This is a genomic window from Sphingopyxis sp. DBS4 (genome assembly GCF_024628865.1).
GTDB lineage: Bacteria > Pseudomonadota > Alphaproteobacteria > Sphingomonadales > Sphingomonadaceae > Sphingopyxis.
Genome location: NZ_CP102384.1, coordinates 1,392,228 through 1,416,927 on the forward strand (window position 1 = coordinate 1,392,228; position 24,700 = coordinate 1,416,927).

The following is a 24,700-nucleotide window of genomic DNA, read 5'->3' on the forward strand; positions in this document are numbered from 1 at the left end:
GCCATGTGATGGCATCTAACAACTTGTTGCCGTTTCGACGGTACGATGGTGAAGGCGCGAGCCAATCAAATCTCTGGGTGTCCAACCATGATCGTGCAGCGCACCCGCTTCTTTGCGTTGAGCGCAGCCTTTTCGCATCCTGCAATTTTGCCCTTATTGTCGTGCCGCATATGAGGATGCAGCGATCTCGGGTGCGAGCATGATCTTGCGTCCCGGCATCCAGCGGCTGCTTGCCGACGCGCAGGCGGGCAAGTTCGATATTGTCCTCGCCGAGGCGCTCGACCGCGTGTCGCGTGATCAAGCCGATGTAGCGACGCTCTTCAAGCACCTCCAGTTTGCGCGGGTGCCGCTCATCACGCTCGCCGAAGGCGAGATTTCAGAGCTTCATGTCGGGCTCAAGGGGACGATGAACGCGCTGTTCCTCAAAGACCTTGCCAAGAAAACCCATCGCGGTTTGCGCGGGCGTGTCGAGAAGGGCTTCTCGTCTGGCGCGGTGGGCTATGGCTATCGGATGATCCGCCGCCTTTCGAGCGAAGGCGAGCTGGTGCGCGGCGAGCGCGAGATCGATCCCGCCGAAGCGCTGATCGTCGAACGCATCTTCCGCGAGTTCGCAGCGGGCAAGAGCCCGCTCGCGATTGCGCGCGACCTCAACGCCGATGGCATATCGGGGCCAGCGGGCAAGGCCTGGCGCGATACCAGCATCCGCGGTGATATTCGCCGAGGGACCGGCATTCTCAACAATGAACTTTATGTCGGTGTCCGTGTCTGGAACCATAAACATTCGGTCAAAGACCCCAGCACCGGAAAGAGGGTTACGCGCCTCAACCCCGAAGCCGAATGGGTCAGGAACGCGGTTCCGGAGCTTCGCATCATCGGCGATGACCTGTGGGCAGCGGTTAAGCGCCAGCAGGCGACGCTTGCCGAACGCCATGCGGGGATCAAGGAAGCGGCACAGGCGCGCGCCCTGCATGGCGCTCGTCGGCCCGCCTATCTACTCTCGGGGCTCCTCGAGTGCGGCGTCTGCGGCGGTGTTTATGCGATCGTCGTGGGAGACCGCTACGGCTGCGCCGGTCATCATCGCGGTCGTGCCTGCGCCAACGGTCGGACGATCCGGCGCGAGATATTGGAGCGCCGGGCGCTGGCAGGCATAACCGACCGTCTTGTGTCGGCGGACAAGATCGACGCCGCTGTTGCGGCCTATACGGCGCAAATCAACGGCGAGAACCGCGAGCGGCGGATCGAGGCTGATGGCGACAAGCGCGCGCTCGCGAAGATCGACAAAGCCGTCGCGGGCATCATGGCTGCCATCGAGGACGGGTTATACCAGCCCGCCATGAAGGCGCGCATAGCCGAGCTGGAACAGGAAAAAGCCGAAATCACCGCGCGTCTTGCGAAGGCGCCGCAGGACGTTCCAGACATCCATCCCGGCATCGCCGAGATCTACAAGCGCAAGGTGGAACGGCTGACCGCAACACTTACGGACCCTGAAACGCGGCTCGATGCTTCGAGCGACATTCGCTCGCTCGTTGGCAAGATCGTCCTGCATCCCGGCGCGAATCGCGGCGAAATTCATGCTACCCTTCACGGGTCGTTGATGGGGATACTCGACTTCGCTAACGACAATCCCGCACCCGACGCCAGCCGAGTTATAACATCGGTGGCCTCGGGTTCGCGGGGATGACGGATGAAGAGGGTCAGTCCGTGCCGCCCACGTCCCGCACCCGGATCAGCCCCGCCGAGCGCATCGTCATCACCGGCTCGTCATGCTGGTTGAACACGGTCATCCGCGACTGGATGATCCCCATTTCGGGGCGGCTCCCCGACCGCCGCTTTTCGAATATTTCGCTTTCGCAGCGCAACGTGTCGCCCGGATAGACGGGCTTCAGCCAGCGCAGATCCTCGATCCCCGGCGAACCGAGCCCGGCCTGTTCGTGCTGCTTCATGTCGTCGACCATCATCCGCATCATCATCGCGCCGGTATGCCAGCCGCTCGCCGACAGCCGCCCGAAATAGGTCTGCGCCGCCGCTTCGTCGTCGAGATGAAAGGGCTGCGGGTCATATTTGGACGCGAAGTCGATCACTTCCTCACGCACCACCTCTTTGCTGCCGAAACGCCGGACGACGCCGACCTCGATATCTTCGTAGTAAAGCAAGATAATTCCCCGATCAGGCCGACATCTTGATCCCGGCGACGCCATTTTCGACGACGCCCGTCGCGCGCTTCGACAGTGTGTTCACCGGCGTCGTCACCTTGTCGACGGTCATGAAATGCGTCTGCCACGCCTCGCGCCTGACCTCGCAGACCATATAGCCGCGCAGATCGTTGGCGAATTTGAGCTCGGGGTTGAGCTTCAGGAAGACGTCGGTGCCCTTGCGCAGGTCGCTGCCGTCGCCGCCGCTGGTGATCGAGGTGCCGACGAACTCCGCGCCGACGACCTTGTCCTTGAGGATCAGGTCGCCGCAGAAATTCTGATGCTCGTCGCCGGTGATGACGACGGCATTCTTGAGACCCGCGAGGCGCGACAGCATCCGCTCGCGCGGCGCTTCATAGCCCGCCCAGCTATCGAGGTTCAGAATCTTCTTCGGCTCGCTTTCGTCACGGCGGCGATCGAGCGACATCATCGTCACCTGCTGCGCGATGCCGTTCCAGGTCGCGCCGCCCCTTGCCAGATTCTTCGCGAGCCAATCGTCCTGCGCCTTGCCCAATACCTCGGCATTCTTGGCGAAGACGTCGGGGCAGGCGGGCTTGAAGCCGTCGCCGCACGGCTGATTGTCGCGATATTGGCGCGTGTCGAGGATCTGCATCGACAAAAGGTCGCCATAGCGCAGCTCGCGGTTCGCGGCGATGAAGCCGCCCTTGGGGAGCAGCGCCTTGCGCACCGGCATATGCTCGTACCACGCCTGAAACGCTGCCTGCCGGCGCAGCATGAAAACCTCGGGCGGCGGCGCGTCGGGATCGTTGCCGTCGAGACCCATCTTCCAGTCGTCGTAAACCGAGACCCAGTCGTTGCGGATCTCGTGATCGTCGAAGGAGGAGATGAAGGCGTGGACCGATCGCGCCGCCTGCATGTCGATGTCGAGCAGCGTCTGGGTGTAGGAGGTGCGGAAATCGTTCAGATCCTGCAATCCGCGCAGCGCATATTTGCGCACCGGCCGCACCGGCAGGCCGTCGGGGAAGATATAGTCCTGCTGATATTCATAGATGAAGTCGCCATAATGATAGACGAAGGCGAGGTCTTCGCGCGCGAGGTGGCGATAAGCGCCGTAAAAGCCCGATTCATAATGCTGGCAGCCACACACACCGAATTTCAGCGCGTCGGTGCGCGCGCCGACAGCAGGAAGCGTGCGTGCGCGCCCGCGCAAGCTGCGCTCGCCGCCCGCGGTGAAGCGGTAATAATAGGGGCGGTCGGGTTTCAGTCCCGCGACCTCGACATGGACGCTGTGGCCGAGTTCGGGGCGCGCGAGCTCGGTGCCCTTGGCCGCAATGGTGCGAAAGCCGCTGTCTTCGGCGACTTCCCACTCGACCGGCACATTGACCAGCGGCATCCCGCCGTGCCGCTCCATCGGGTCGGGCGCGAGCCGCGTCCAGATGACGAAGCCGTCGCTCGCCGGATCGCCCGCCGCGACGCCCAGGCTGAACGGAAAATCGCGAAAGAAACCTGCTTCCGCGCGCAGGATCGCGGGGGCGGACAGGCCCGCGAGCGTTGCGGTGGCTAGGAAATGGCGGCGGTTCAGCATGGGCACTCCACGGGCAAGGGCGACTCAATGCCAGCGGCATAGCCCAGCTATCCGATCAGAACCACATGCGCGCCATCCACAGCGCCATCGCGATCATCATGACATTTTCGGTCAGCGAGACGAAGCCGAGCGGCACCTTGCTGCTGCCCCCGACGCAGGCGCATTTGATGTCGCGCTTGTCGATATAGACCGCCTTGAACACCGACACCGCGCCGATGCCGCCGATGAAGAGCGCGACCGGGATCGACAGCCAGGGCAGGGCGTGCGCGGTCATCAGCACCCCCGCCAGTCCCTCGGCGAAAGGGTAGATGCTCGCATAGGGCACCCAGCGCCGCGCGAGCAGATCGTAATTCAGGAACATCGTCGCGAACTTGTCGACGTCCTGCAATTTCAGCAGCGCGAGCACGATCATGCTGAACGAGATGAACCATTCGGCCGCTCGCAGCGTGAAAGGGGTGCCGTCGACGGCAAAGCCCGCCGCGAGCGCCATCAGCGCGGTCATCGCGAACAGCGCGATCACCGGCGTGTAGCTCGTGGCGTCGGGGTCGGCGACCTTCAACCCGAAATGCCGGCGCAGATCGTCGTAGCCGCCGATGCGGACGCCATCGATGAAGGTCTGCGGGGTCGTCTTGACGTCCTGCGCGGCCTTGAACGCGTCGGTCTCCTCGCGCGTCGTCAGCCAGCGGTCGTCGACCGCGAAGCCGCGGCTTTTCAGAAGATGTTTTGCCTTGAGGCCATAGGGGCAGATATGCCCCGGCATGACCATGCGATGGAGGATTGCCTGTTTCGTCATGCGCCCCATATAGGATCCGTACCATGGTACGGAGTCAAGCGATGCAACTCACGATCGGAAAATTGGCCGCCGCGGGCGGGGTCGGGGTCGAAACGGTGCGCTATTATCAGCGCCGCGGCTTGATGGGCACGCCGGTCCGCAGCGGCGGCGACGGCTGGGGCGGCGGCGTCCGCCGCTATGGCAAGGACGATGTGCGGCGGCTGAAATTCATCCGCGCGGCACAGGCATCGGGGTTTACGCTCGAGGAGATTTCGGAACTGCTCGCGCTGGAGGAAAGCGACGACCGCATCCGCGTGCGGGCGCTGGCGCGCCAGCGGATCGAGGCGCTCGACGAAAAGATCGCGCAGATGACCGAAACCCGCGCGGCGCTCGCCAGGCTCGCCGACCAATGCGCGGCGAGCGATGTGGGGCCATGCCCGATACTGACGGCGTTCGAGCCGTAAGGCTTGGAGGCTGAAACGGATTCGCCGCTAACGACCGATTACGGCCGCCCGGCTTCTCCTAACTTCGTCATCCCCGCGAAAGCGGGGACCCAGAGCGTGCGTCGGCTAACCCCACACTGGGTTCCCGCTTTCGCGGGAATGACGAAGGTGGGGAGGGGCAGATTCCCACCCCAAAACCGCCCTGCGCCCTTTTGGGGCGAAGTCGGTGTCAGCTATGCAAAAAGTGCATCACGTCGCCGTCCTGCACGACATAGCCCTTGCCCTCGGCGCGCAGCTTGCCCGCTTCGCGCGCCCTGGCTTCGCCGCCCAGCGTAACATAGTCGTCGAAAGCGATCGTCTCGGCGCGGATGAAGCCCTTCTGGAAATCGCTGTGAATCTCGCCCGCCGCCTCGGGCGCGCTCGCGCCCTCGTGGACGGTCCACGCGCGCGCTTCCTTCGGCCCGACGGTGAAGAATGTCAGCAGGTGGAGCAGCTCGTAGCCCGCGCGGATCACGCGCGCGAGCCCGGTTTCGTGTAGCCCCATTTCTTCGAGGAACATCATGCGCTCGTCGGCGTCCATGCCGACCAATTCGCTCTCGATCGCCGCCGAGACGATCACCGCCTGCGCGCCTTCGGCCTTCGCGCGCGCGAAGACGGCTTCGCTGTGCGCGTTGCCGGTCGCGGCGTTACCCTCTTCGACATTGCAGACATAGAGGACGGGCTTGGTGGTCAGAAGCTGCGCTTGGCGGAGGATGCGCTCCTCCTCGACGTCCTTCGGCTCGGTCAGCCGCGCGGGCTTGCCGGCGCGCAGCAGGTCAAGCGCCTGCCCCAGCACCGACGCCGCCGCCTTGGCTTCCTTGTCGCCTCCCGTCGCCTTCTTGGCGAACGCAGGAACGCGCTTCTCGAGGCTTTCGAGGTCGGAGAGCAGCAGTTCGGTCTCGACCGTCTCGGCATCGGCGACCGGATCGACCTTGTTCTCGACATGCTGGATGTCGTCATCCTCGAAACAGCGCAGGACGTGGACGATCGCATCGACCTCGCGGATGTTGCCGAGGAACTGGTTGCCGAGCCCTTCGCCCTTCGACGCGCCGCGCACCAGCCCCGCGATGTCGACGAAGGCGAGTTGGGTCGGGATGGTCTTCTGGCTGCCCGCGATCGCGGCGAGCTTGTCGAGCCGCGCGTCGGGCACCGCGACGTTGCCGATGTTCGGCTCGATCGTGCAGAAGGGATAATTCGCCGCCTGCGCCGCCTGCGTCTCGGTCAGCGCGTTGAACAGAGTGGACTTGCCCACGTTGGGCAGCCCGACGATCCCGCATTTGAAACCCATTTTCTAACCCTTTTGACCAAGCCATCGCGCAAAGACGCGCACCGGCTGATATTCCCAATCGAGGCGCTCATAGAGCCCCGTGGCGGGATTGCCATCCCGAACCATCAATTCGACCTTCGGACAGCCGCGCGCGCGAAGCCAGTCGCAGCCCTCGTCGAGCAGTCTGCGCGCGATGCCCGTCCCGCGCCGGTCGGGCCGCACACCCAGATAATAGACCCAGCCGCGATGCCCGTCGAAGCCCACCATGATCGTCCCGACGATCGCGCTTTCTGCTTCGGCGAGCAGGATCGTCGATGCGTCGTGGCCCAGCACGCGATCGAAATCGGCGCCGGGGTCGTTCCACGGCCGGGTGAGGTCGCAGCTTTCCCAAAGGGCGACCGCGGCGTCGCGATCGGCGGGCGTCGCGGCGCGGATCGCCGTCACGGCTGCAGGCGTAGCGCGAGATCGTTCTGAAAGCGCACGTCGTCGCCGTCGGCGAGCCAGCCCGCTTCGGCGGCGATCGCGCCGAGCAGGTCGGTCAGCGGCTCGATCTCGCTCTTGTGATAATTGCCGAGGACGTGGCCGGTGACGCGGTCCTTGTGCCCCGGGTGGCCGATGCCGATGCGCACGCGACGGAAATCGTCGCCGATATGGGCGATCATGCTGCGGATGCCGTTATGCCCCGCCGCCCCGCCGCCCCGCTTCACCTTGACCTTCATCGGTGCAAGGTCGAGCTCGTCGTAAAAGGCGGTGACGTCCTGCGGCGTCAGCTTGTAGAAATCCATCGCGGCGCGCACGCTGCGGCCGCTTTCGTTCATGAAGGTGCCGGGTTTGAGGAGCAGGACACGCTCGCGGCCGATACGGCCGTCCTGAATCCAGCCCTGGAATTTCTTCACCGGGGTGGAAAAGCCGTGCGTGTCGGCGATGACGTCGGCGGCCATGAAGCCGACATTGTGACGGTGCATCGCATATTGGGGCCCGGGATTGCCGAGGCCGACCCAGAGCTGCATGACAGTGCCTTTCCCCGCCGCGAGAGCGATGACGATAGCATTGTCGAATAAAGCAGCCGTGTCCCCGCAAAAGCGGGGACCCATCACCGGCCGGTGCTATCTTGAGCCGTCCGGTGATGGGCACCCGCCTTCGCGGGTGCATGCTGCTCTTTATTCCTATTCAGGCGATCAGGCCTCTTCGGCGGCTTCGCCCTCGTCCTTCGTCGTGTCGCCGTCGCTCGACTTGAGCGCCGACGGAGCGACGATGGTCGCGATGGTGAAGTCGCGGTCGGTGATCGCGCTTTCGCTGCCCTTGGGCAGCGTCACATTGCTGATGTGGATCGAATCGCCGACATCGAAACCGGTGACGTCGATCGTGATCTCGTCGGGGATCTTGTCCGCTTCGCAGACCAGTTCCAGCTCGTGGCGAACGATGTTCAGCACGCCGCCGCGCTTCAGGCCGGGCGAGGCTTCTTCGTTCGCGAACACGACCGGCACTTCGACATGGACCTTGGCGTCCTTCGAAATGCGCAGGAAGTCGGCGTGGATCGGACGGTCCTTGACCGGATGGAAAGCGACGTCCTTCGGCAGCGTGCGAATGCTCTTGCCGTCAACGTCGATCATCACGACCGAGTTCATGAAGTGACCCGTCATCAGCTGCTTCATCAGCAGCTTTTCCTCGACGTGGATCATCAGGGGTTCTTCCTTGCCGCCATAGACGACGGCGGGGACGCGGCCATTACGACGCAGCTCGCGCGAGGCTCCCTTGCCTCCGCGTTCGCGCGTCTCGGCCGTCAGCGTCAGCTGATCGCTCATAGTTATTCTCCGAGTTCGGTTACACAGTTCCGCCACGCCTCCAGGGATGACCATGACGGAAGCGCGGGCGCATAGCGGGGAAGCGGCGGAAATGCAAGCGGGGAGGGGGATGGCCGCTTCTCGACCGGGAGCGGACCTATCTTGCATCGTCATCCCGGACTTGATCCGGGATCCATTCTCTCGGCGCCGGATGAATGGATCCCGGACCAAGTCCGGGATGACGAGAGTCTGAAAGTCGCTTAGCATCTCTTATCTTCGTCATTCCCGCGAAAGCGGGAACCCAGAGCGTGCATCGGCTGACCCCACTCTGGGTTCCCGCTTTCGCGGGAATGACGAAAGTGGGGAAAAGGCCGCTCTCCACCCCAAAGCCGCCATCTCCCGTTCACTCACTGCACCCGCACCACCTGATACCCCTCGGCCGCCAGCATGGCCGGCACGCCGTCATCGCCCACCAGATGCCCCGCGCCGACCGCCATCAGCACCGTGCCCGGCCGGTTCAGGCGCTGCTCGACCCACGCGGTCCAGCGCCGGTTGCGGTCGGTGAGGAGCGCCTTGCGCGCGGCGGGAACGCGGTCGACGTCCTCGTTGACGATCTTCGCCAGCGCATCGACGTCGCCGCGTGACCAGGCAGCCGCCATCGCGATCACGTCCCGTTCGGCGCGATCGGCGTTCGCGGCCGCACGGACAAGCAGCGCGCGCTGGGTGGCGGGGTCGAGCGTCTCGAACAGCATCAGTTGCGCTTTCGCGCTTTCGAGCCCGCGAACCGGCTTGCCCGCGTGCCGAAAGGCAGTAGTCAGCCCCGCCTCGACCCCGTCGGCGGACGACAGCTCGGCGCGCGCCGCGACGCGCTGTCCCATCAGCACCAGCACCGCCCAATCGTCGAGGCCGTCGCCGCCGAGCGGTTCGTCTCCCTCAATCGCGCGATAGCCCGCGAACGCCTTGGCGGGCAGGCGCGCGCGCATCGCCAGCGGCGCGACGCGCGGTGCAAGCTCCTGAAAGACCATGCCGGCGTCCGCGAGTTGCTCCGGCGACAGTTCGAGCATCAACTCGTCGGCCTTGCCGATCGCTGCGGCGACCTGGCCCTCGTCCCAATCGGTCCCGGCGGGCAGCGCGTGCATCGTGCCGAGCATATAGATGCGCGTGTCGTCATCGGCGACCAGCCACATCGCCGGCCGCGCCTCGACCGCCGGCTCCGCCTGGCACGCGATCAGAAGTAGCGGCAAAAGGGCCGCCGCAAGGCGGCGACCCCTTCTTGTCGGGATATCGGTCCCGATCTGCGTCACTGAACGCGCGTCGCCTTCAGTCCGCGTTCCTTCAGATAGTCCTGAACGCTCTTCTGTCCCGCAAGGTGGCCCGCGCCGACCGCGACGAAGACCGTGCCGGGCTTGTCCATCCGCGCCTTGATCTGGTCGGCCCAGCGGGCATTGCGGTCCCACAGCAGGATCTTGGTCAGTTCGGGGGTCGCGGCCATGCTTTCGTTCATCGTCGCGGCCAGATTGTCGGTGTCGCCCTTGCTCCACTGTCCGACCATCGTGTCGAGCGTGGGAGCGAGCTTGTCGATATCCTTCACCGTCGCGTTGAGGAAAGCGATCTGCCCGTCCTCGGGGATCGAATCGAAGAAACCGAGCTGTTCCTCGAGCGTTTCGAAGCCGGAAATCGGCTTGGTCGCCGTCTTGGCGGCTGCGGTGAGCTGCATTTCGGCACCCTGCGTCGGATCATAGCCGAGCTTGGTCAGCGGCAGGACCGACAACGTAACGGCTGCGAACCACGGCTTGAACGCGTCGAAGGCGGCGACCGGCACGCCGAGGCCTGTCAGCGCGGCCTGATAGGCCTTGAGCGCGTCGGGGTCGAGCTTGGCCGACAGGGTCGTGCCGCTCTGGTCCATCGCCAGCGGCATGGTGACTTTCGCCGCCTCGGCCTGATCCTCGGGCAGTACCATTTCGAGGACGAGTTCGTCCGATTTGTCGAACGCCTGCTTCACGGCGCCGTCGAACCAGCCGAGGCCGGGCTTCAGCACATGGACGGTGCCGAACAGATAGATGGTCGTGTCGGCGTCCTTGACCGCCCACAGGCCCGGCTTGGCGGCGACCGTCGCGGTTGCCGGGGCCGGGGCGACCGCGGCTTCTTGGGCAAAGGCGACGTTGCCGGGAGTCAGCGCGCAGGCGGCAAAGGGAACCACCGCGCAGCTTGCAACGAACGTCTTGAACCAGCTTTTCATCAAAAACACCTTTCAGTCATGGCCTTATGGCCGGATGGAAATAGGGGAGGGGAAAGCGAAAGTCAGCGGAATTTGAGCCAGAGATAGACGATGGCGTTCGCGACCATCGACAGCAGGAACAACAGCATCGCATCAGCTGGCGGAGCAAGGCCGGCGCGGTGGAGCACCCACCAGACGGGGGCCGGAAAGATGAAGGCATACCAGCCGGCAAGCCCGGCCCACAGCCAGGCACGCTCCTCATGATCGTCGATCGAGCGATGATAGATGACCATCGACACGAGCAGCCCGATCACCCACAGGATCGACGCGCCGATCGCGAACTTCGCGCTGAGCGCCCCGGTGAACGCCATCTCGATCGCGCCGCGATTTGCGGGCTGATCGAACGAGGCCCAGACGCCGACGATTCCGCCGATCACCGCGGCAAGGCCCAGCGCCGTCCAATAGCGGCGGCGGCGGCGCGACAGGGCACGGAACCAGTCCGCGTGTCGGCGGAAATAGAAGAAGAGCCCCGCCATGCCGAGCGCAGCCGCGATCAGCGGCCCGACCCAAGGCGCGAGCGTCGCATTGCCCGCTTCCGCGGCGGCCTTGCTATAGCCCGCGAAGATGCCGGCTAGGAAGATCGCGCCAAAGCAGATCAGCGTCGGCCAGATGAATCCCGGCGCGCGCGGTTCCTGAGGCTCCGTGACCATCATCCTATCCTTCATGGCCGTCATCGAAAATCTCCTCGATCGGCATGGCGAACAAACGGGCCAGCTTGAAGGCGAGCGGCAGCGACGGGTCGTATTTGCCCGTTTCGATCGCGTTCACCGCCTGCCGCGACACGTCGAGCCGGTCGGCAAGTTCCGCCTGGCTCCAGTTGCGCATCGCGCGCAGTACCTTCAACTTGTTGTTCACACGCCGTATCCGTCATGCGTCCCTGACTGAATGTCAGGTGTTATTGACTAAATGACATGATTCGCTGACCATGTCAACAAGACCTGACATCGGCGGTCGGGAACCATGCGCTCCGCGGCACTTTCGCCAACTTCCACCGCCCTCCCTTGACCCTGCGCCGCCGCTGCGCCAAGGGCGGCGGGGATTGTTGCACCTGCGAAAGGCGGAAAATCGGGTGGCCGACGCGGCGGAAAAGAAAGTCCTCAGCTTTCAGGACATGATCCTGACGCTCCATGCCTATTGGGCGGCGCGCGGCTGCGCGATTCTCCAGCCCTACGACATGCGCGTCGGGGCGGGGACCTTTCACCCCGCGACGACGCTGCGCAGCCTCGGGCCGGAACCGTGGAACGTCGCCTATGTCCAGCCGAGCCGTCGGCCCACCGACGGCCGCTATGGCGAGAATCCGAACCGCCTCCAGCATTATTACCAGTATCAGGTGGTCCTGAAGCCGTCGCCCGCCGACCTGCAGGAACAATATCTGGGCTCGCTCGCCGCGATCGGCATCGACCCGCTGCTCCACGACATCCGCTTCGTCGAGGATGATTGGGAATCGCCGACGCTCGGCGCCTGGGGGCTAGGCTGGGAGGTCTGGTGCGACGGGATGGAGGTGACCCAGTTCACTTACTTCCAGCAGATGGGCGGCTATGACTGCAAGCCCGTCGCGGGCGAACTCACCTACGGGCTCGAACGTCTCGCCATGTATATCCAGAATGTCGACAATGTGTACGACCTGCGTTTCTCCGACGCCGTCGGCGACGTCGCGGCGGTCAGCTATGGCGATGTGTTTCTGGAAAATGAGCGGCAATTCTCGAAATGGAATTTCGAGGTCGCCGACACCGACACGCTCTTCGCGGGCTTCAAGGCCGCCGAGGCCGAATGCCAGCGCGCGATCGAGGCAGGGGTTCCGCTCGCGGCCTATGATCAGGCGATCGAGGCAAGCCACCTCTTCAACCTCTTGCAGGCACGCGGCGTGATCAGCGTGCAGGAACGGGCCAATTATATGGCGCGCGTCCGCGACCTCGCGAAGGGAAGCTGCAAGGCGTGGATCGACAGTCAGTCCGAACGCTGGACCGCCAACTATCCGGGGTGGACGCTGTGACCGATTTCCTTCTCGAACTGCGCAGCGAGGAAATCCCGGCGCGGATGCAGGCCGGCGCGCGCGCCGAGCTCGAAAAGCTGTTCCGCGCGCAGATGCGCGCCGCGGGCCTCGAAGCCGGCGACCTCACCATCTTGTCGACCCCGCGCCGCCTTGCGCTGATTGCGAAAGGCCTTCCCGATGCGACCGCCGCGGTAAGCGAGGAACTCAAGGGTCCGCGCACCAGCGCGCCGCCGCAGGCGCTCGAAGGTTTTCTCCGCAAGACCGGCCTGACGCAGGATCAGCTCGAAGACCGCGACGGCGTCTGGTTCGCCGTGATCGACAAGCCCGGACGCGCGACCGCCGACGTCCTCGCCGAAGCGATCCCAGCGATCGTCCGCGGCTTCGCGTGGCCCAAGTCGATGCGCTGGGGCAAGCAAAGCGCGAGCAGCGAAAGCCTACGCTGGGTGCGCCCGCTGTCGGGCATCGTCGCGATCTTCGGCGAAGCGCTGATTGCGTGTGAAGTTGGCGGGATTTCCGCCGGTTTCGCAACGCGCGGCCATCGCTTCCACTGCCCCGGCGAGATCACGATCGGCTCGGCCGCCGACTATGCCGACAAACTGCGCGCCTGCCATGTCATCGTCGACCATGAGGAGCGTGCGTGCATCATCCGCGACGGCGCTGCGAAGGCTGCGGCCGATGCCGGGCTGACGCTCGTCGAGGACGAAGGGCTGGTGATCGAGAATGCCGGCCTTACCGAATGGCCGGTGCCGCTGCTGGGCCGCTTCGACGAGGCGTTTCTGGAGGTGCCGCCTGAGGTCATCCAGCTGACCGCGCGGGTGAACCAGAAATATTTCGTCGTGAACGGCACCGACGGCAAGCTCGCCAACGGCTTCGTCTGCACCGCGAACATCGATGCGATCGACGGCGGCGCGGAGATCGTCGCGGGCAACCGCAAGGTTCTCGCCGCGCGCCTCTCCGACGCGCGTTTCTTCTGGGAACAGGACCAGAAGAAGACGCTCGCGCAGCACGCCGAAAAGCTCGCGAACATCACCTTCCACGAAAAGCTCGGCACCGTCGCCGACAAGGTCGAGCGCGTCGCCAAGCTCGCCGAATGGCTGGCGAGCGAAGGCATCGTCCCGGGCTGCACCCCCGCGCTTGCGCGGCAGGCAGCCGAGCTGGCGAAGGCCGACCTCGTCACCGAAATGGTCGGCGAATTCCCCGAACTGCAAGGCCTGATGGGCGGCTACTATGCCCGCGCCGAAGGCTTGCCCGATGCCGTCGCCGACGCGATTCGCGATCATTATAAGCCGGTCGGGCAGGGCGACGACGTGCCGACTGCGCCCGTTACGGTGGCCGTGGCGTTGGCGGACAAGCTGGATACGTTGGTTGGCTTTTTTGGGATTGGGCAGGGGCCTACGGGATCGAAGGATCCGTTTGCGTTGCGCCGTGCCGCTCTGGGAGTCCTGAGGCTGCTGGAAGCGAATGGCGTTCGGCTAAAGTTGCAGCCGTTCCAAGCGTTTGCTGTGCATGACCACGTATATCGACATGTTTATGCTCATACAAAGCCGCTCGCTGACGTAGATGCGCAGAGCTTGGTGAAATTTGGACTGGATCCCTCTCGTGTAACCGAGGGCGAATATCAGCGTGCTTTGAATGAACGACCGATTATCAAAGAGTTCGTCAACGGCTTCGCTGCATCTGATAAGCCGTTCCTCGACTTTTTTGCCGACCGCCTCAAGGTTCAGCAACGCGAAGCCGGCGTCCGTCACGACCTGATCGACGCGGTGTTCGCACTCGGCGGCGAGGATGATCTCGTGCGTCTGCTCGCGCGCGTGAAGGCGCTGCAGGCGTTCATGGCGACCGACGATGGCACCAACCTGCTCGCGGGCTACAAGCGCACGGCGAATATCCTGAAGCAGGCGGGCGAGGTCAGCGGCACAGCCGCTGCGACGCCGCCGACCGAGGCCGACGCGGCGCTGCTCGCCGCACTCGACGCCGCCGAGCCCGCAGCCTCTGCCGCGGTCGCCGAAGAACGCTTCACCGACGCCATGGCCGCGCTCGCGAGCCTGCGCGCACCGATCGACGCCTTTTTCGACGGCGTGATGGTCAATGACTCCGATGAAGCGGTCCGCGCTTATCGCCTCGGCCTGCTCGCGCGATTTACCGGCGCGGTGCATGGCGTCGCAGATTTCTCGAAAATCGAAGGCTGACGCTACGGCTATGCGCCGCAGCTTATAACGAACGAAGTAAAACTGAATCGACCAACCCGGATTGCATACCTATCCAGCCGCAACCTCCTCCCCGGGGCAGCAGGAGCATATGATGACGAAGATGGTGCATTTGTTCGGCGGCGCGGCCACCACGGCCGAGCGCTCGAAGGAATTGCTGGGCGGCAAGGGATCGAACCTTGCCGAAATGGCCTCGATCGGCCTGCCGGTTCCGCCGGGCTTTACGATCACCACCGACGTCTGCACCGCTTATTATGCCAATGGTGAGCAATTCCCCGCCGGATTGGTCGAGGATGTCGCCGCGGGGATCGCGCATATCGAGGGCATCACCGGCAAGACATTCGGCGACGCCGCCGATCCTTTGCTCGTCTCGGTCCGTTCGGGCGCGCGCGTGTCGATGCCGGGGATGATGGACACCGTCCTCAACCTGGGGCTCAACGACAGCACCGTCGTCGGCCTGTCACAGGCGTCGGGCGACCCGCGCTTCGCGTGGGACAGCTATCGCCGCTTCATCCAGATGTACGCCGACGTCGTCATGGGCCTCGACCATGCGGCGTTCGAAGAGGCGCTGGAAATCGCGAAGGAAGACAAGGGCTTCTATCTCGACACCGAAATGACCGCCGAGGACTGGCAGGCGCTGGTCAAGGAATATCAGGCGATCGTCGCGCGCGAGACCGGCGCGCCTTTCCCGCAGGAGCCCAAGGATCAGCTCTGGGGCGCGATCGGCGCCGTCTTCGCGAGCTGGGAAAGCGATCGCGCGAAAGTCTATCGCCGCCTGAACTCGATCCCCGGCGAATGGGGCACCGCGGTCAATGTGCAGGCGATGGTGTTCGGCAATATGGGCGACACCTCGGCGACCGGCGTCGCCTTCACCCGCGACCCGGCGACCGGCGAGCGCGCCTGGTACGGCGAATGGCTGATCAACGCGCAGGGCGAGGACGTCGTCGCGGGCATCCGCACCCCGCAGTATCTGACCAAGATCGCGCGCGAAAAGGCAGGCGCCAAGCCGCTCAGCATGGAAGAGGCGATGCCGGAGACTTTCGGCGAACTCGGCCGCGTCTTCGACACGCTCGAAAATCATTATCGCGACATGCAGGACATCGAGTTCACCGTCGAACGCGGGACGCTGTGGATGCTGCAAACCCGCTCGGGCAAGCGCACCGCCAAGGCAGCGCTGCGCATCGCGGTCGAAATGGCGGCCGAGGGGCTGATTACCGAGGAAGAGGCCGTCGGCCGCGTCGACCCCGGCGCGCTCGACCAGCTTCTCCACCCGACGCTCGATCCCAAGGCGCCGCGCGACGTGCTCACCAAGGGTCTTCCTGCAAGCCCCGGCGCCGCATCGGGCAAGATCATGTTCGACGCCGACAGCGCCGAAAAGGCTGCGGGCATGGGCGAGGCGGTAATTCTCGTCCGCGTCGAGACATCGCCGGAGGACATCCACGGGATGCACGCGGCAAAGGGTATCCTGACCGCGCGCGGCGGGATGACCAGCCACGCGGCGGTCGTCGCGCGCGGTATGGGGCGCCCCTGCGTCTCGGGCGCGGGCGGGCTGGCGATCGACGGAAATGCGCGCGTGCTGCGCGTCGCGGGCCGTGAGCTGCGCGAAGGCGATATCCTCACCCTCGACGGCTCGACGGGCGAGGTGATGGCGGGCGAGGTTCCGACCTTGCTCCCCGAATTGGTCGGCGATTTCGGCACGCTGATGGGCTGGGCCGACAAGGTGCGCCGGATGAAGGTGCGCACCAACGCCGAAACCCCCGCCGACGCGCAGGTCGCGCGCGATTTCGGTGCCGAGGGCATCGGGCTTTGCCGCACCGAGCATATGTTCTTCGACGCCGCGCGGATCACCGCGGTGCGCGAAATGATCCTGGCGGAGAGCGAGGACGGCCGCCGCGCCGCGCTCGCCAAGCTGCTCCCCGAACAGCGCGGCGATTTTGCCGCGATCTTCGGCGTGATGGCGGGGCTGCCCGTGACGATCCGCCTGCTCGACCCGCCGCTGCACGAATTCCTGCCGACGCGCGAGGAGGATTTCGCCGAGGTCGCCGCTGCCGCAGGCGTCGGGATCGAGGCGCTCAAGGCGCGCGCCAACGAGCTTCATGAATTCAACCCGATGCTCGGCCACCGCGGTTGCCGCCTCGGCGTGACCTATCCCGAAATCTACGAGATGCAGGCGCGCGCGATCTTCGAGGCGGCGTGCGACGTCGCCGCCGAAACCGGCGCGGCGCCGATCCCCGAGGTGATGATCCCGCTGGTTGCGACGCGCCGCGAGTTCGACCTGATGAAGGCGGTCGTCGACACGGCGGCGAAGGCGGTGTTCGCCGAAAAGGGGCGCGAGATCGCCTATCTCGTCGGCACGATGATCGAACTGCCGCGCGCCGCGCTGATGGCGGGCGAGATCGCCCAGTCGGCCGAATTCTTCAGCTTCGGCACTAACGACCTCACCCAGACGACGATCGGGATCAGCCGCGACGATGCGGGCCGTTTCCTGACCCAATATGTCGACAAGGGCATCTTCGTCACCGACCCCTTCGTCAGCCTCGATGTCGAGGGCGTCGGCCAGCTCATCGAGCTTGCCGCCGAACGCGGCCGGGGCGCCCGCCCGGGCATCAAACTCGGCATCTGCGGCGAGCATGGCGGCGACGCGCCGAGCATCCATTTCTGCGAAAAGACCGGGCTCGATTACGTCAGCGCCTCGCCCTATCGCGTGCCGATCGCGCGGCTTGCAGCGGCGCAGGCGGCCTTGCAAAAATAATCGCTGAAAGGGGGTTGCGCGACTCCGCGCTGCCCCCTAAAGGCACCGCTCCACGCACCCGTAGCTCAGCTGGATAGAGCACCAGACTACGAATCTGGGGGTCGGACGTTCGAATCGTTCCGGGTGCGCCATTCCCTTCCATCGATCGATATTCCCGCCTAAACGGAGCCGCGGCCAGCGATTTCGTGGGAACATTTTTGCGCGTGCCGCATCCAATCGCCTTTGGCGGGAGGTGTCGATGGCTGATTCATCGGTGATGGCGGCAGGGGTGACGGCGGCAGGCGGGTTCGAGGCCATGGCCGACGCCGGGCTCGTCGAGCAGGTGCGGCGCGGCGAGCCGCTGGCCTTTTGTGCGGTGATGCGGCGTTACAATCAGCCGCTGTTCCGCGTCGCGCGCGCGATCATGGCCGACGATGCGGAGGCCGAGGATGTCGTGCAGGAAAGCTATGCGCGCGCTTTTGCCGCGATCGACGGCTTTCGCGGCGAGGCGGGGCTGGGGACCTGGCTGACGCGGATCGTGATCAACGAAAGCCGCGGCCGCCTGCGCCGCCGGCGGCCGCTGGTCGATCTCGATCAGGTCGAGCGGAGCCAGGCGGCGGGCGCGTTGATCCTCGGCTTTCCGGGCGGCAAGGTCGTCGACGATCCCGAGGCCGACGCGGCGCGCGCCGAGGTGCGGCGGCTGCTCGAACGCGCGGTCGATGACCTGCCCGAGCCCTTCCGCCTCGTCTTCATCCTGCGCGATATCGAGGGCCGCTCGGTCGAGGAGGTCGCGGGTCTGCTCGATATCCGGGCCGAGACCGTCCGCACCCGGCTGCACCGTGCGCGCCGCCAGCTTCGCGCGGCGCTCGACGCGACGCTTGCCGACGCGCTGCGCGGCAGTTTTCCCTTCCTTGGCGCCCGGTGCGACCGGCTGGTCGACGCTGTAATGCGGCGGCTGCGGGCAGAGCGCGGCTGGCCCGATCCGCTCTAGCGATCGAGTCCGAACGGGATTGCGGCGAGCAGATCACGGCGCAGGTCGGGATCTTCGCGAAAATCGCCGAGCCACGCCTTGGTCACCATTGCAACGCCCGGTTGGTTGACGCCGCGCGTCGTCATGCAGCCGTGCCGCGCCTCGACGATCACCGCGACGCCGTGCGGCTTTAGGACGGAAAACAGCGTGTCGGCGATTTGCTGGGTCAATCGTTCCTGCAATTGCAACCGGCGGCCAAAGGCGTCGACCAGCCGTGACAGCTTCGATATGCCGACGACCCGGCCGCGCGGGCGATAGGCGACATGGACGCGCCCGGTGATCGGCGCGAGATGATGCTCGCAGGTCGAAACGAGCGGGATGTCGCGAAGCAGGACGGTGTCTTCATATCCGTTCGCCTCGTCGAAGACGCGCGCCAGATAGGCGGCGGGATCGACGGCATAACCCGCGAACCATTCGGCATAGGCGCGCGCAACGCGGGCGGGCGTGTCGCGCAGCCCCTCGCGCGCGGGATCGTCGCCCGCGGCCGCGATCAGGGTGCGGACGGCGGCCTCGACCGCCGCGCGTCCGGGGCGCGGTGCGGCTGCCGGATCGAGGGTTTCGCAGTCGTGGCGGTCGGCGGAGGCGGGGGGCTGCAATAAATCCATGACATATCCTTGGCGTTTCGGAGCGCATTGGATGGCGCGGCGCGGGGAATGTTCCGGAATCTTTTTCGGGAACGCCGCGCCCGCATCCGCATCGAATGACCGCCATCGCGCGGCGTATTCCCGCCGCGCCGACTGCAAAGGAGGCTTTCGATGATCGAACATTATAGCTCGCGCCGCGGATTGCTGCGCGCGACCGGCACTGTGGCCCTCTCCGCTGTCGCTATCGGGATATTGGGCGACGCGCCGGCGCTGGCCCGCGCGGCGGGAAAGGAACCGGGAGGCGCCGCCAATGCCGGCGACATCGACATATTGAACGTCGCGCTCGGGCTCGAACATGAAGCGATCGAGGCGTATCAGATCGGTGCCGAAAGCGGCCTGCTGCAAAAGCCCGTGCTCGACCTTGCGCTGGTCTTCCAGGGCCAGCACAAGGGGCACCGCGATGCGCTCGCCGGCGCGATTGGCCAACTCGGCGGCAAGCCGGTCCAGCCCAAGTCGCGCGCCGACTATATGACCAGCCTCAACATCGCCGCGATCAAGACCCAGGCCGATATCCTGCGCCTCGCGCAGGCACACGAACTGGGGGCGGCCAACGCCTATATCGGCGTCATGCCGTCGCTCGGCGGCAAGGACCTCGCGCAGGTCTGCGCCAGGATCGCCGCCGACGAGGCCGCGCATTGGTCGCTGCTGACGTCGGCGCTCGGCGAAGCGCTGCCGCAGTCCGCCTTCATGTTCGGTTGAGCCATGCGGTGGGGACTGGAGATAGCCGCGGGCGTCTGGCTGTTGGCCGCCGGTGCGATGACCGCGGCGGTCGCGCTGGCGCCGAGCGGTGACCCCGCGCGCGGCGCCAAGGCCTATGCCGCCAATTGCGGAAGTTGTCACTCGCTCGACGCCAACCGCGTCGGCCCGGCGCACCGCGGCGTTTACGGCCGCAAGGCGGGAACGGCGCGCGGCTACGCCTATTCGCCCGCGATGCGCGGCGCGCGGATCGTCTGGAACGAGGCGACGCTCGATCGCTTCCTGCAGAATCCGCAAGCGATGGTGCCGGGCACGCGAATGGGCTTTCGTGTGCCCGATCCCGCCCGCCGTGCCGACGTGATCGCCTATCTGCGGCAGCAGAGTCGATAGGCGGCGGTGGATAAGGGCTGGCCGTCGCTGCGGGCGGACGAAGATCTGCCGGCGACATCGTGGCCGGTCCGGGCGGCGAGCCTCGATCCACCCCCTGCATCGAGGTCTCGTCGCCGATCGCCCCGCGCATAGCTATGGCGATTGCATCGGCCGATGCGATGCGACATGCCCTCTCGAGCAAGAGCAAGGGAGAGTCATGAGCGAAGCCATCGTCACGGTCGATATCGGCGGTACCCATGCGCGCTTCGCGATCGCCGAGGTCGGAGGCGGCCGGGTTATCGCCCTCGGGCCGGAAGCGACGCTGCATACGAAGGATCATGCGAGCTTTCAGACCGCGTGGCAGGATTTCGAGCGCCGGCAGGGTGGCGCGCTGCCGCGCGCGGTCGCGATCGCTATCGCCGGGCCGACGCGCGGCGAGATCATCCGCTTCACCAACAACCCGTGGATCATCCGCCCGGCGCTGATCGGCGAAAAACTCAACGTCGATCGCTATGCGCTGGTGAATGATTTCGAGGCGGTGGGGCACGCGGTCGCGCAGGCCGGCGAAGCCTATTTCGAGCGATTGACCGGCCCCGACGAACCGTTGCCCGCCGCGGGCACGATCAGCATCATCGGCCCCGGCACCGGGCTCGGCGTCGCGCATGTGTGGCGCGACGGCGCCGACTATCGCGTCCAGGCGACCGAGGGCGGGCATATCGACTTCGCGCCGCTCGACAGCATCGAGGATGCGATCCTCGCGCGGCTGCGGACGCGCCATCGCCGCGTGTCGGTCGAACGTGTCGTTTCGGGGCCGGGCATCGTCGACATTTACGAAACGCTGGCGAGCATGGAGGGACGCGCGATCACCCCGCTCGACGACCGCACCATCTGGACGCGCGCGATGAGCGGCGAGGATGCGCTCGCCGCCGCTGCCGCCGACCGCTTCTGCCTGTCGCTCGGCAGCGTCGCGGGCGACCTCGCGCTCGCGCAGGGAGCGAGCGGGGTCGTGATCGCGGGCGGTCTTGGCCTCCGCATCCGCGACCAGCTCGTGCGCTCGGGTTTCCCCGAACGCTTCGTCGCCAAGGGGCGGTTCGAGAATTTCATGGCGGCGCTGCCGGTCAAGCTGATCACCCACCCGCAGCCCGGCCTGTTCGGCGCGGCAGCGGCGTTCGCGCGCCGCTACGCCTGAAATTCCGCTGGCGCCGCGCGCCGAAACGCGGCAGCAAGGGGCATGTCCGCGCGCCCCGTCCTCGGCATCATCGCCTGCAACCGCACCGTCGGGAGCGAGGTCGCGCAGGTCGTGATCAACCGCTATGCGACCGCGGCGATGCGCCACGCCGATTGCGCCGCGCTGATCATCCCGTCGCTGCCTGATTTCATGCGGGCGGAGGAGATCGTCGGGCGGCTCGACGGCGTACTACTGACCGGCACGCCGTCCAACGTCGAACCGGCGCTTTATGGTGACCCGGCGGCGGGGGACGGGCCGTTCGATCCCGCCCGCGACCGCATGATGCTGGAGCTCGTCGAGGCGGTGATCGCGGCGCAGCGGCCCTTGTTCGGCATCTGCCGCGGTTTTCAGGAGATCAATGTCGCGCTCGGCGGGACGCTGCGGCGCGATACGTCGGCAAACGAGCATCTGCTGCACCATCATGCCCCTGACGGCGTGGCGTTCGATGCGATGTTCGATCACCGTCACAAGGTCGATCTGGTCGAAGGCGGTCTGCTGGCGTCGGCGTATGACGCGCTGTCGCTCGACGTGAATTCGGTCCATTATCAGGGGGTCGGAGAACTAGCGGACGGATTGCAGGTCGAGGCGCGGGCGCCCGATGGGCTCGTCGAGGCTTACAGCGCGCGCCCGAACGGCGTGCCCTTGCTGGCGGTGCAATGGCACCCCGAATGGGCGACCGATGACAATGGGCAGAGCCAGACCTATTTCCACCTGCTCGGCCGGGCCTTGCGGGGCGCGTTATGAACCGCTGTGTCACCCGCTATAACCGCTACCTCGCGCGGCTGGGCTTCTCGCCCTGATCCGGGTCCCCCTCCCTGAAAGGGAGGGGCTAGGGGTGGGTGGCTCGCCGCAAGCGAGCGCTCTTCCCTGTCACGTCCTCACCCACCCCCGACCCCTCCCTTTCAGGGAGGGGAGAGCAGGAAAAGCCCATGCCCCGCAATCATAACATCGCCGAACTGCGCCGCCTCGACATCGCGCATCATCTTCCCGCGCAGGCCGACTGGGCCGAGATCGAAGCGCTCGGCGGCAGCCGCATCATCACCCATGCTGAGGGTGCCTATATCACCGATGGCGACGGCCACCGCATTCTCGACGGCATGGCGGGCCTCTGGTGCGTCAACGTCGGCTATGGCCGCGAGGAACTGGCCGAGGCGGCGGCGGCGCAGATGCGTGAACTGCCCTTCTACAACACCTTCTTCAAGACCGCGACGCCGCCGACGGTGACCCTCGCGGCGAAGATCGCCGAACTCACCGGCCAGCGCCTGCCGCATATCTTCTTCAACGCCTCGGGCAGTGAGGCGAACGACACCGTCTTCCGCATGGTGCGCCACTATTGGAAGCTCAAGGGCGAGCCGAAGCGTACCGTCTTCATCAGCCGCTGGAACGCCTATCACGGCTCGACCGTCGCGGGCGTCTCGCTCGGTGGGATGAAGGCGATGCACGCGCAGGGCGACCTGCCGATCCCCGGCGTCGAACATGTCCGCCAGCCCTATTTCTATGGCGAAGGGCAGGGGATGAGCGAGGAAGCGTTCTGCGACGCTTGCGTCCAGGCGATCGAGGACAAGATCCTGGAGGTCGGCCCCGAAAACTGCGCCGCCTTTATCGGCGAGCCGGTGCAGGGCGCGGGTGGCGTGATCATTCCCCCCAAGGGCTATTGGCCGAAGGTCGAGGCGGTGGTGCGCAAATATGGCCTGCTGCTCGTGTCCGACGAGGTGATCTGCGGTTTCGGACGCACCGGGCGGATGTGGGGGCATGAGACGATGGGCTTCACCCCCGACCTGATGCCGATGGCGAAGGGGCTGTCATCGGGCTATCTGCCGATTTCGGCGACCGCGGTCGCCGCCCACGTCGTTGACGTGCTCAAGACCGGCGGCGATTTCGTCCATGGTTTCACTTACTCGGGCCACCCGGTCTGCGCGGCGGTGGCGCTCAAGAATATCGAGATCATCGAACGCGAAGGGCTGGTCGAGCGCACCGGCAGCGTCACCGGCCCGCATCTCGCCAAGGCGCTCGCGACGCTGAACGATCATCCGCTCGTCGGCGAGACGCGCGCGATCGGGCTGCTCGGCGCGGTCGAGATCGTCGCCGACAAGGACACGCGCGCGCGCTTTGGCGGCGCCGAAGGCACGGCGGGTCCGATGGCGCGCGACGCCTGCATCGCAAACGGGCTGATGGTGCGCGGCATCCGCGACAGTCTCGTCATGTGCCCGCCGCTGATCATCACGACCGAACAGATCGACGAGATGGTTGCCATCATCCGCCAGTCGCTGGATGAGGTGATGCCGAAATTGCGGGCGCTCTAAACCCTTCATTCGTCATCCCGGCGAAGGCCGGGATCTCGCCGTCTCGGCCTGACGCACCGGCGAGATCCCGGCCTTCGCCGGGATGACGGAGGGAAGCAAACGACCTTCGACAAGCTCAGGGCGAACGGTTAGGGGAATGGAGCGTAAATTTAGAAGGAAAGAAAACTCTCCCATGCCATCCGGCCTTTTTGCCCTGCTCGACGACGTTGCCACCATCGCCAAGGTCGCCGCCGCGAGCATCGACGATGTCGGCGCCGCGGCGTCGAAGGCCGGGGTGAAGGCGGCGGGGGTGGTAGTCGACGATACCGCGGTCACGCCGCGCTACGTCACCGGCTTTACCCCCGACCGCGAACTGCCGATCATCTGGCGGATCACCAAGGGGTCGCTGTTCAACAAGCTGGTGCTGATCCTGCCGGCGCTGCTGCTGCTCTCGACCTTCCTGCCGTGGGCGATCACGCCGCTGCTGATGCTCGGCGGCGCCTATCTCTGTTTCGAGGGCGCCGAGAAGGTGCTGCACGCTGTGCAGGAGGACAAGACCAGCCTGGCGGAAGATGCCGAGATCGTCGCCGACAAGAATCATGAGGAGACGATGGTGAAGGGCGCGGTGCGTACCGACTTCATCCTCTCGTCGGAGATCATGGTGATCGCCCTCAACGAGGTGCTCGACCAGCATCTCGCCATGCGCGGCGCGACGCTCGCGGTGGTCGCGGTGCTGATCACTATCGCGGTCTATGGCGTCGTCGGGCTGATCGTGAAGATGGACGACATCGGCCTGCATATGGCGAAGGAAGGCAATGCCGCGCGCCGCGGGATCGGCCGCGGGCTTGTCGCCTTCATGCCGAAACTGCTCGCCGCGCTCGCGACGATCGGCACCGCGGCGATGCTGTGGGTCGGCGGACAGATCGTCCTGCACGGGCTCGACGAATATCATATCGGCGGGCTGGGTCATGCGCTGCACGACTTCGCGCAGACGATCGGCGGCGGTCTGCCGCTGGCGGGCGTGTGGGAATGGCTGATCGGCGCCGCGGGCGCGGGCGTGTTCGGGCTGGTGCTCGGCGGGCTGATCGTCGGTGTGCTGCATTTCCTGCCGGGCAAGAAGGCCCACTAACCTCGTCACCCCGGACTTGATCCGGGCCCGGCTGAGCGACGCCCGAAAAGCGGGACCCCGAATCAAGTCC

24 protein-coding genes and 1 tRNA gene are annotated in these 24,700 nt (G+C 65.8%); 13 read left to right on the forward strand and 12 right to left on the reverse strand.

The window, feature by feature from the left end:
• The first annotated feature begins 139 nt into the window (after nt 1-139).
• Nucleotides 140-1,681, forward strand: coding sequence for a recombinase family protein (locus NP825_RS06450; RefSeq protein WP_257551317.1), 1,542 nt, complete (start codon nt 140-142; stop codon nt 1,679-1,681).
• 13 nt (nt 1,682-1,694) lie between these two features.
• Here NP825_RS06450 and NP825_RS06455 read toward each other — a convergent pair whose 3' ends face one another.
• Genes NP825_RS06455 through NP825_RS06465 form a run of 3 tightly spaced genes read right to left on the reverse strand, consistent with a single transcriptional unit; the run spans nt 1,695 to nt 4,540 of the window.
• Nucleotides 1,695-2,153 (reverse strand): MaoC family dehydratase, encoded by a 459-nt coding sequence (locus NP825_RS06455; protein WP_257549560.1) that lies wholly within the window; start codon nt 2,151-2,153, stop codon nt 1,695-1,697.
• Between the two features lie 13 nt (nt 2,154-2,166).
• Nucleotides 2,167-3,738, reverse strand: coding sequence for an alkaline phosphatase (locus NP825_RS06460; protein ID WP_257549562.1), 1,572 nt, complete (start codon nt 3,736-3,738; stop codon nt 2,167-2,169).
• Nucleotides 3,739-3,793: 55 nt separating this feature from the next.
• Nucleotides 3,794-4,540, reverse strand: a complete 747-nt coding sequence (locus NP825_RS06465; RefSeq protein ID WP_374046535.1) for a MauE/DoxX family redox-associated membrane protein — start codon at nt 4,538-4,540, stop codon at nt 3,794-3,796.
• Between the two features lie 32 nt (nt 4,541-4,572).
• On the opposite strand from NP825_RS06465, the gene NP825_RS06470 reads away from it, so the two are divergent.
• Nucleotides 4,573-4,974: a MerR family DNA-binding protein gene (locus tag NP825_RS06470; protein WP_257551319.1), complete on the forward strand. Its 402-nt coding sequence runs from the start codon at nt 4,573-4,575 to the stop codon at nt 4,972-4,974.
• A 208-nt stretch (nt 4,975-5,182) separates the two neighbouring features.
• Here NP825_RS06470 and ychF read toward each other — a convergent pair whose 3' ends face one another.
• The 8 genes from ychF to NP825_RS06510 all read right to left on the reverse strand — a co-directional run bounded on the left by ychF (nt 5,183) and on the right by NP825_RS06510 (nt 11,176).
• Entirely contained in the window at nt 5,183-6,280 is a 1,098-nt protein-coding gene (gene ychF, locus NP825_RS06475; RefSeq protein ID WP_257549575.1) for a redox-regulated ATPase YchF, read from the reverse strand.
• A 3-nt stretch (nt 6,281-6,283) separates the two neighbouring features.
• A complete protein-coding gene (locus NP825_RS06480) occupies nt 6,284-6,703 on the reverse strand; it encodes a GNAT family acetyltransferase (protein ID WP_257549577.1) in 420 nt (139 codons plus the stop codon).
• Nucleotides 6,700-7,269 (reverse strand): aminoacyl-tRNA hydrolase, encoded by a 570-nt coding sequence (pth, locus tag NP825_RS06485; RefSeq protein WP_257549580.1) that lies wholly within the window; start codon nt 7,267-7,269, stop codon nt 6,700-6,702. The genes NP825_RS06480 and pth overlap by 4 nt, the downstream gene beginning before the upstream one ends.
• 168 nt (nt 7,270-7,437) lie before the next feature.
• Entirely contained in the window at nt 7,438-8,064 is a 627-nt protein-coding gene (locus NP825_RS06490) for a 50S ribosomal protein L25/general stress protein Ctc (protein WP_257549582.1), read from the reverse strand.
• Nucleotides 8,065-8,450: 386 nt separating this feature from the next.
• The gene (locus tag NP825_RS06495; RefSeq protein WP_257549584.1) at nt 8,451-9,347 is read right to left on the reverse strand and encodes a TraB/GumN family protein; all 897 of its coding nucleotides are present in this window, start codon (nt 9,345-9,347) and stop codon (nt 8,451-8,453) included.
• Complete coding sequence (locus NP825_RS06500) at nt 9,344-10,282, reverse strand: TraB/GumN family protein (protein WP_257549586.1); 939 nt, start codon at nt 10,280-10,282, stop codon at nt 9,344-9,346. The genes NP825_RS06495 and NP825_RS06500 overlap by 4 nt, the downstream gene beginning before the upstream one ends.
• Before the next feature lie 62 nt (nt 10,283-10,344).
• Nucleotides 10,345-10,971 carry a hypothetical protein gene (locus NP825_RS06505; protein WP_257549588.1) on the reverse strand — a complete coding sequence of 209 codons (627 nt, stop codon included), beginning with the start codon at nt 10,969-10,971 and terminating at the stop codon, nt 10,345-10,347.
• Nucleotides 10,972-10,975: 4 nt separating this feature from the next.
• Nucleotides 10,976-11,176 (reverse strand): helix-turn-helix transcriptional regulator, encoded by a 201-nt coding sequence (locus NP825_RS06510; RefSeq protein WP_257549590.1) that lies wholly within the window; start codon nt 11,174-11,176, stop codon nt 10,976-10,978.
• Between the two features lie 256 nt (nt 11,177-11,432).
• Between NP825_RS06510 and NP825_RS06515 the strand changes: the two genes are divergently transcribed.
• The 5 genes from NP825_RS06515 (at nt 11,433) to NP825_RS06535 (ending at nt 18,243) form a co-directional block, all read left to right on the forward strand.
• Nucleotides 11,433-12,314: a glycine--tRNA ligase subunit alpha gene (locus tag NP825_RS06515; protein WP_257551321.1), complete on the forward strand. Its 882-nt coding sequence runs from the start codon at nt 11,433-11,435 to the stop codon at nt 12,312-12,314.
• The gene (gene glyS, locus NP825_RS06520) at nt 12,311-14,503 is read left to right on the forward strand and encodes a glycine--tRNA ligase subunit beta (RefSeq protein ID WP_257549592.1); all 2,193 of its coding nucleotides are present in this window, start codon (nt 12,311-12,313) and stop codon (nt 14,501-14,503) included. Before NP825_RS06515 ends, glyS begins: the two co-directional genes overlap by 4 nt.
• 112 nt (nt 14,504-14,615) lie before the next feature.
• Nucleotides 14,616-17,273: a pyruvate, phosphate dikinase gene (gene ppdK / locus NP825_RS06525; RefSeq protein ID WP_257549594.1), complete on the forward strand. Its 2,658-nt coding sequence runs from the start codon at nt 14,616-14,618 to the stop codon at nt 17,271-17,273.
• A 54-nt stretch (nt 17,274-17,327) separates the two neighbouring features.
• Nucleotides 17,328-17,404: transfer RNA gene (locus tag NP825_RS06530), tRNA-Arg, on the forward strand.
• 107 nt (nt 17,405-17,511) lie between these two features.
• Entirely contained in the window at nt 17,512-18,243 is a 732-nt protein-coding gene (locus NP825_RS06535) for an RNA polymerase sigma factor (protein ID WP_257549596.1), read from the forward strand.
• Here the strand turns inward: NP825_RS06535 and folE are convergent.
• On the reverse strand, nt 18,240-18,887 hold the full coding sequence (folE, locus tag NP825_RS06540; RefSeq protein WP_257549598.1) for a GTP cyclohydrolase I FolE: 648 nt from the start codon (nt 18,885-18,887) through the stop codon (nt 18,240-18,242). The genes NP825_RS06535 and folE overlap by 4 nt on opposite strands.
• A 150-nt stretch (nt 18,888-19,037) precedes the next feature.
• On the opposite strand from folE, the gene NP825_RS06545 reads away from it, so the two are divergent.
• From NP825_RS06545 to NP825_RS06570, 6 genes are all read left to right on the forward strand, one after another.
• The gene (locus tag NP825_RS06545; RefSeq protein WP_257549601.1) at nt 19,038-19,625 is read left to right on the forward strand and encodes a ferritin-like domain-containing protein; all 588 of its coding nucleotides are present in this window, start codon (nt 19,038-19,040) and stop codon (nt 19,623-19,625) included.
• 3 nt (nt 19,626-19,628) lie between these two features.
• Entirely contained in the window at nt 19,629-20,012 is a 384-nt protein-coding gene (locus NP825_RS06550) for a cytochrome c family protein (protein ID WP_257549603.1), read from the forward strand.
• A 196-nt stretch (nt 20,013-20,208) separates the two neighbouring features.
• A complete protein-coding gene (locus tag NP825_RS06555) occupies nt 20,209-21,180 on the forward strand; it encodes a glucokinase (protein ID WP_257549605.1) in 972 nt (323 codons plus the stop codon).
• Nucleotides 21,181-21,222: 42 nt separating this feature from the next.
• Entirely contained in the window at nt 21,223-21,963 is a 741-nt protein-coding gene (locus tag NP825_RS06560; protein ID WP_257549607.1) for a gamma-glutamyl-gamma-aminobutyrate hydrolase family protein, read from the forward strand.
• A gap of 185 nt (nt 21,964-22,148) precedes the next feature.
• Nucleotides 22,149-23,522, forward strand: a complete 1,374-nt coding sequence (locus NP825_RS06565; protein ID WP_257549609.1) for an aspartate aminotransferase family protein — start codon at nt 22,149-22,151, stop codon at nt 23,520-23,522.
• Nucleotides 23,523-23,694: 172 nt separating this feature from the next.
• Nucleotides 23,695-24,630, forward strand: a complete 936-nt coding sequence (locus NP825_RS06570; protein WP_257549611.1) for a DUF808 domain-containing protein — start codon at nt 23,695-23,697, stop codon at nt 24,628-24,630.
• The last annotated feature ends 70 nt before the right edge of the window (nt 24,631-24,700 follow it).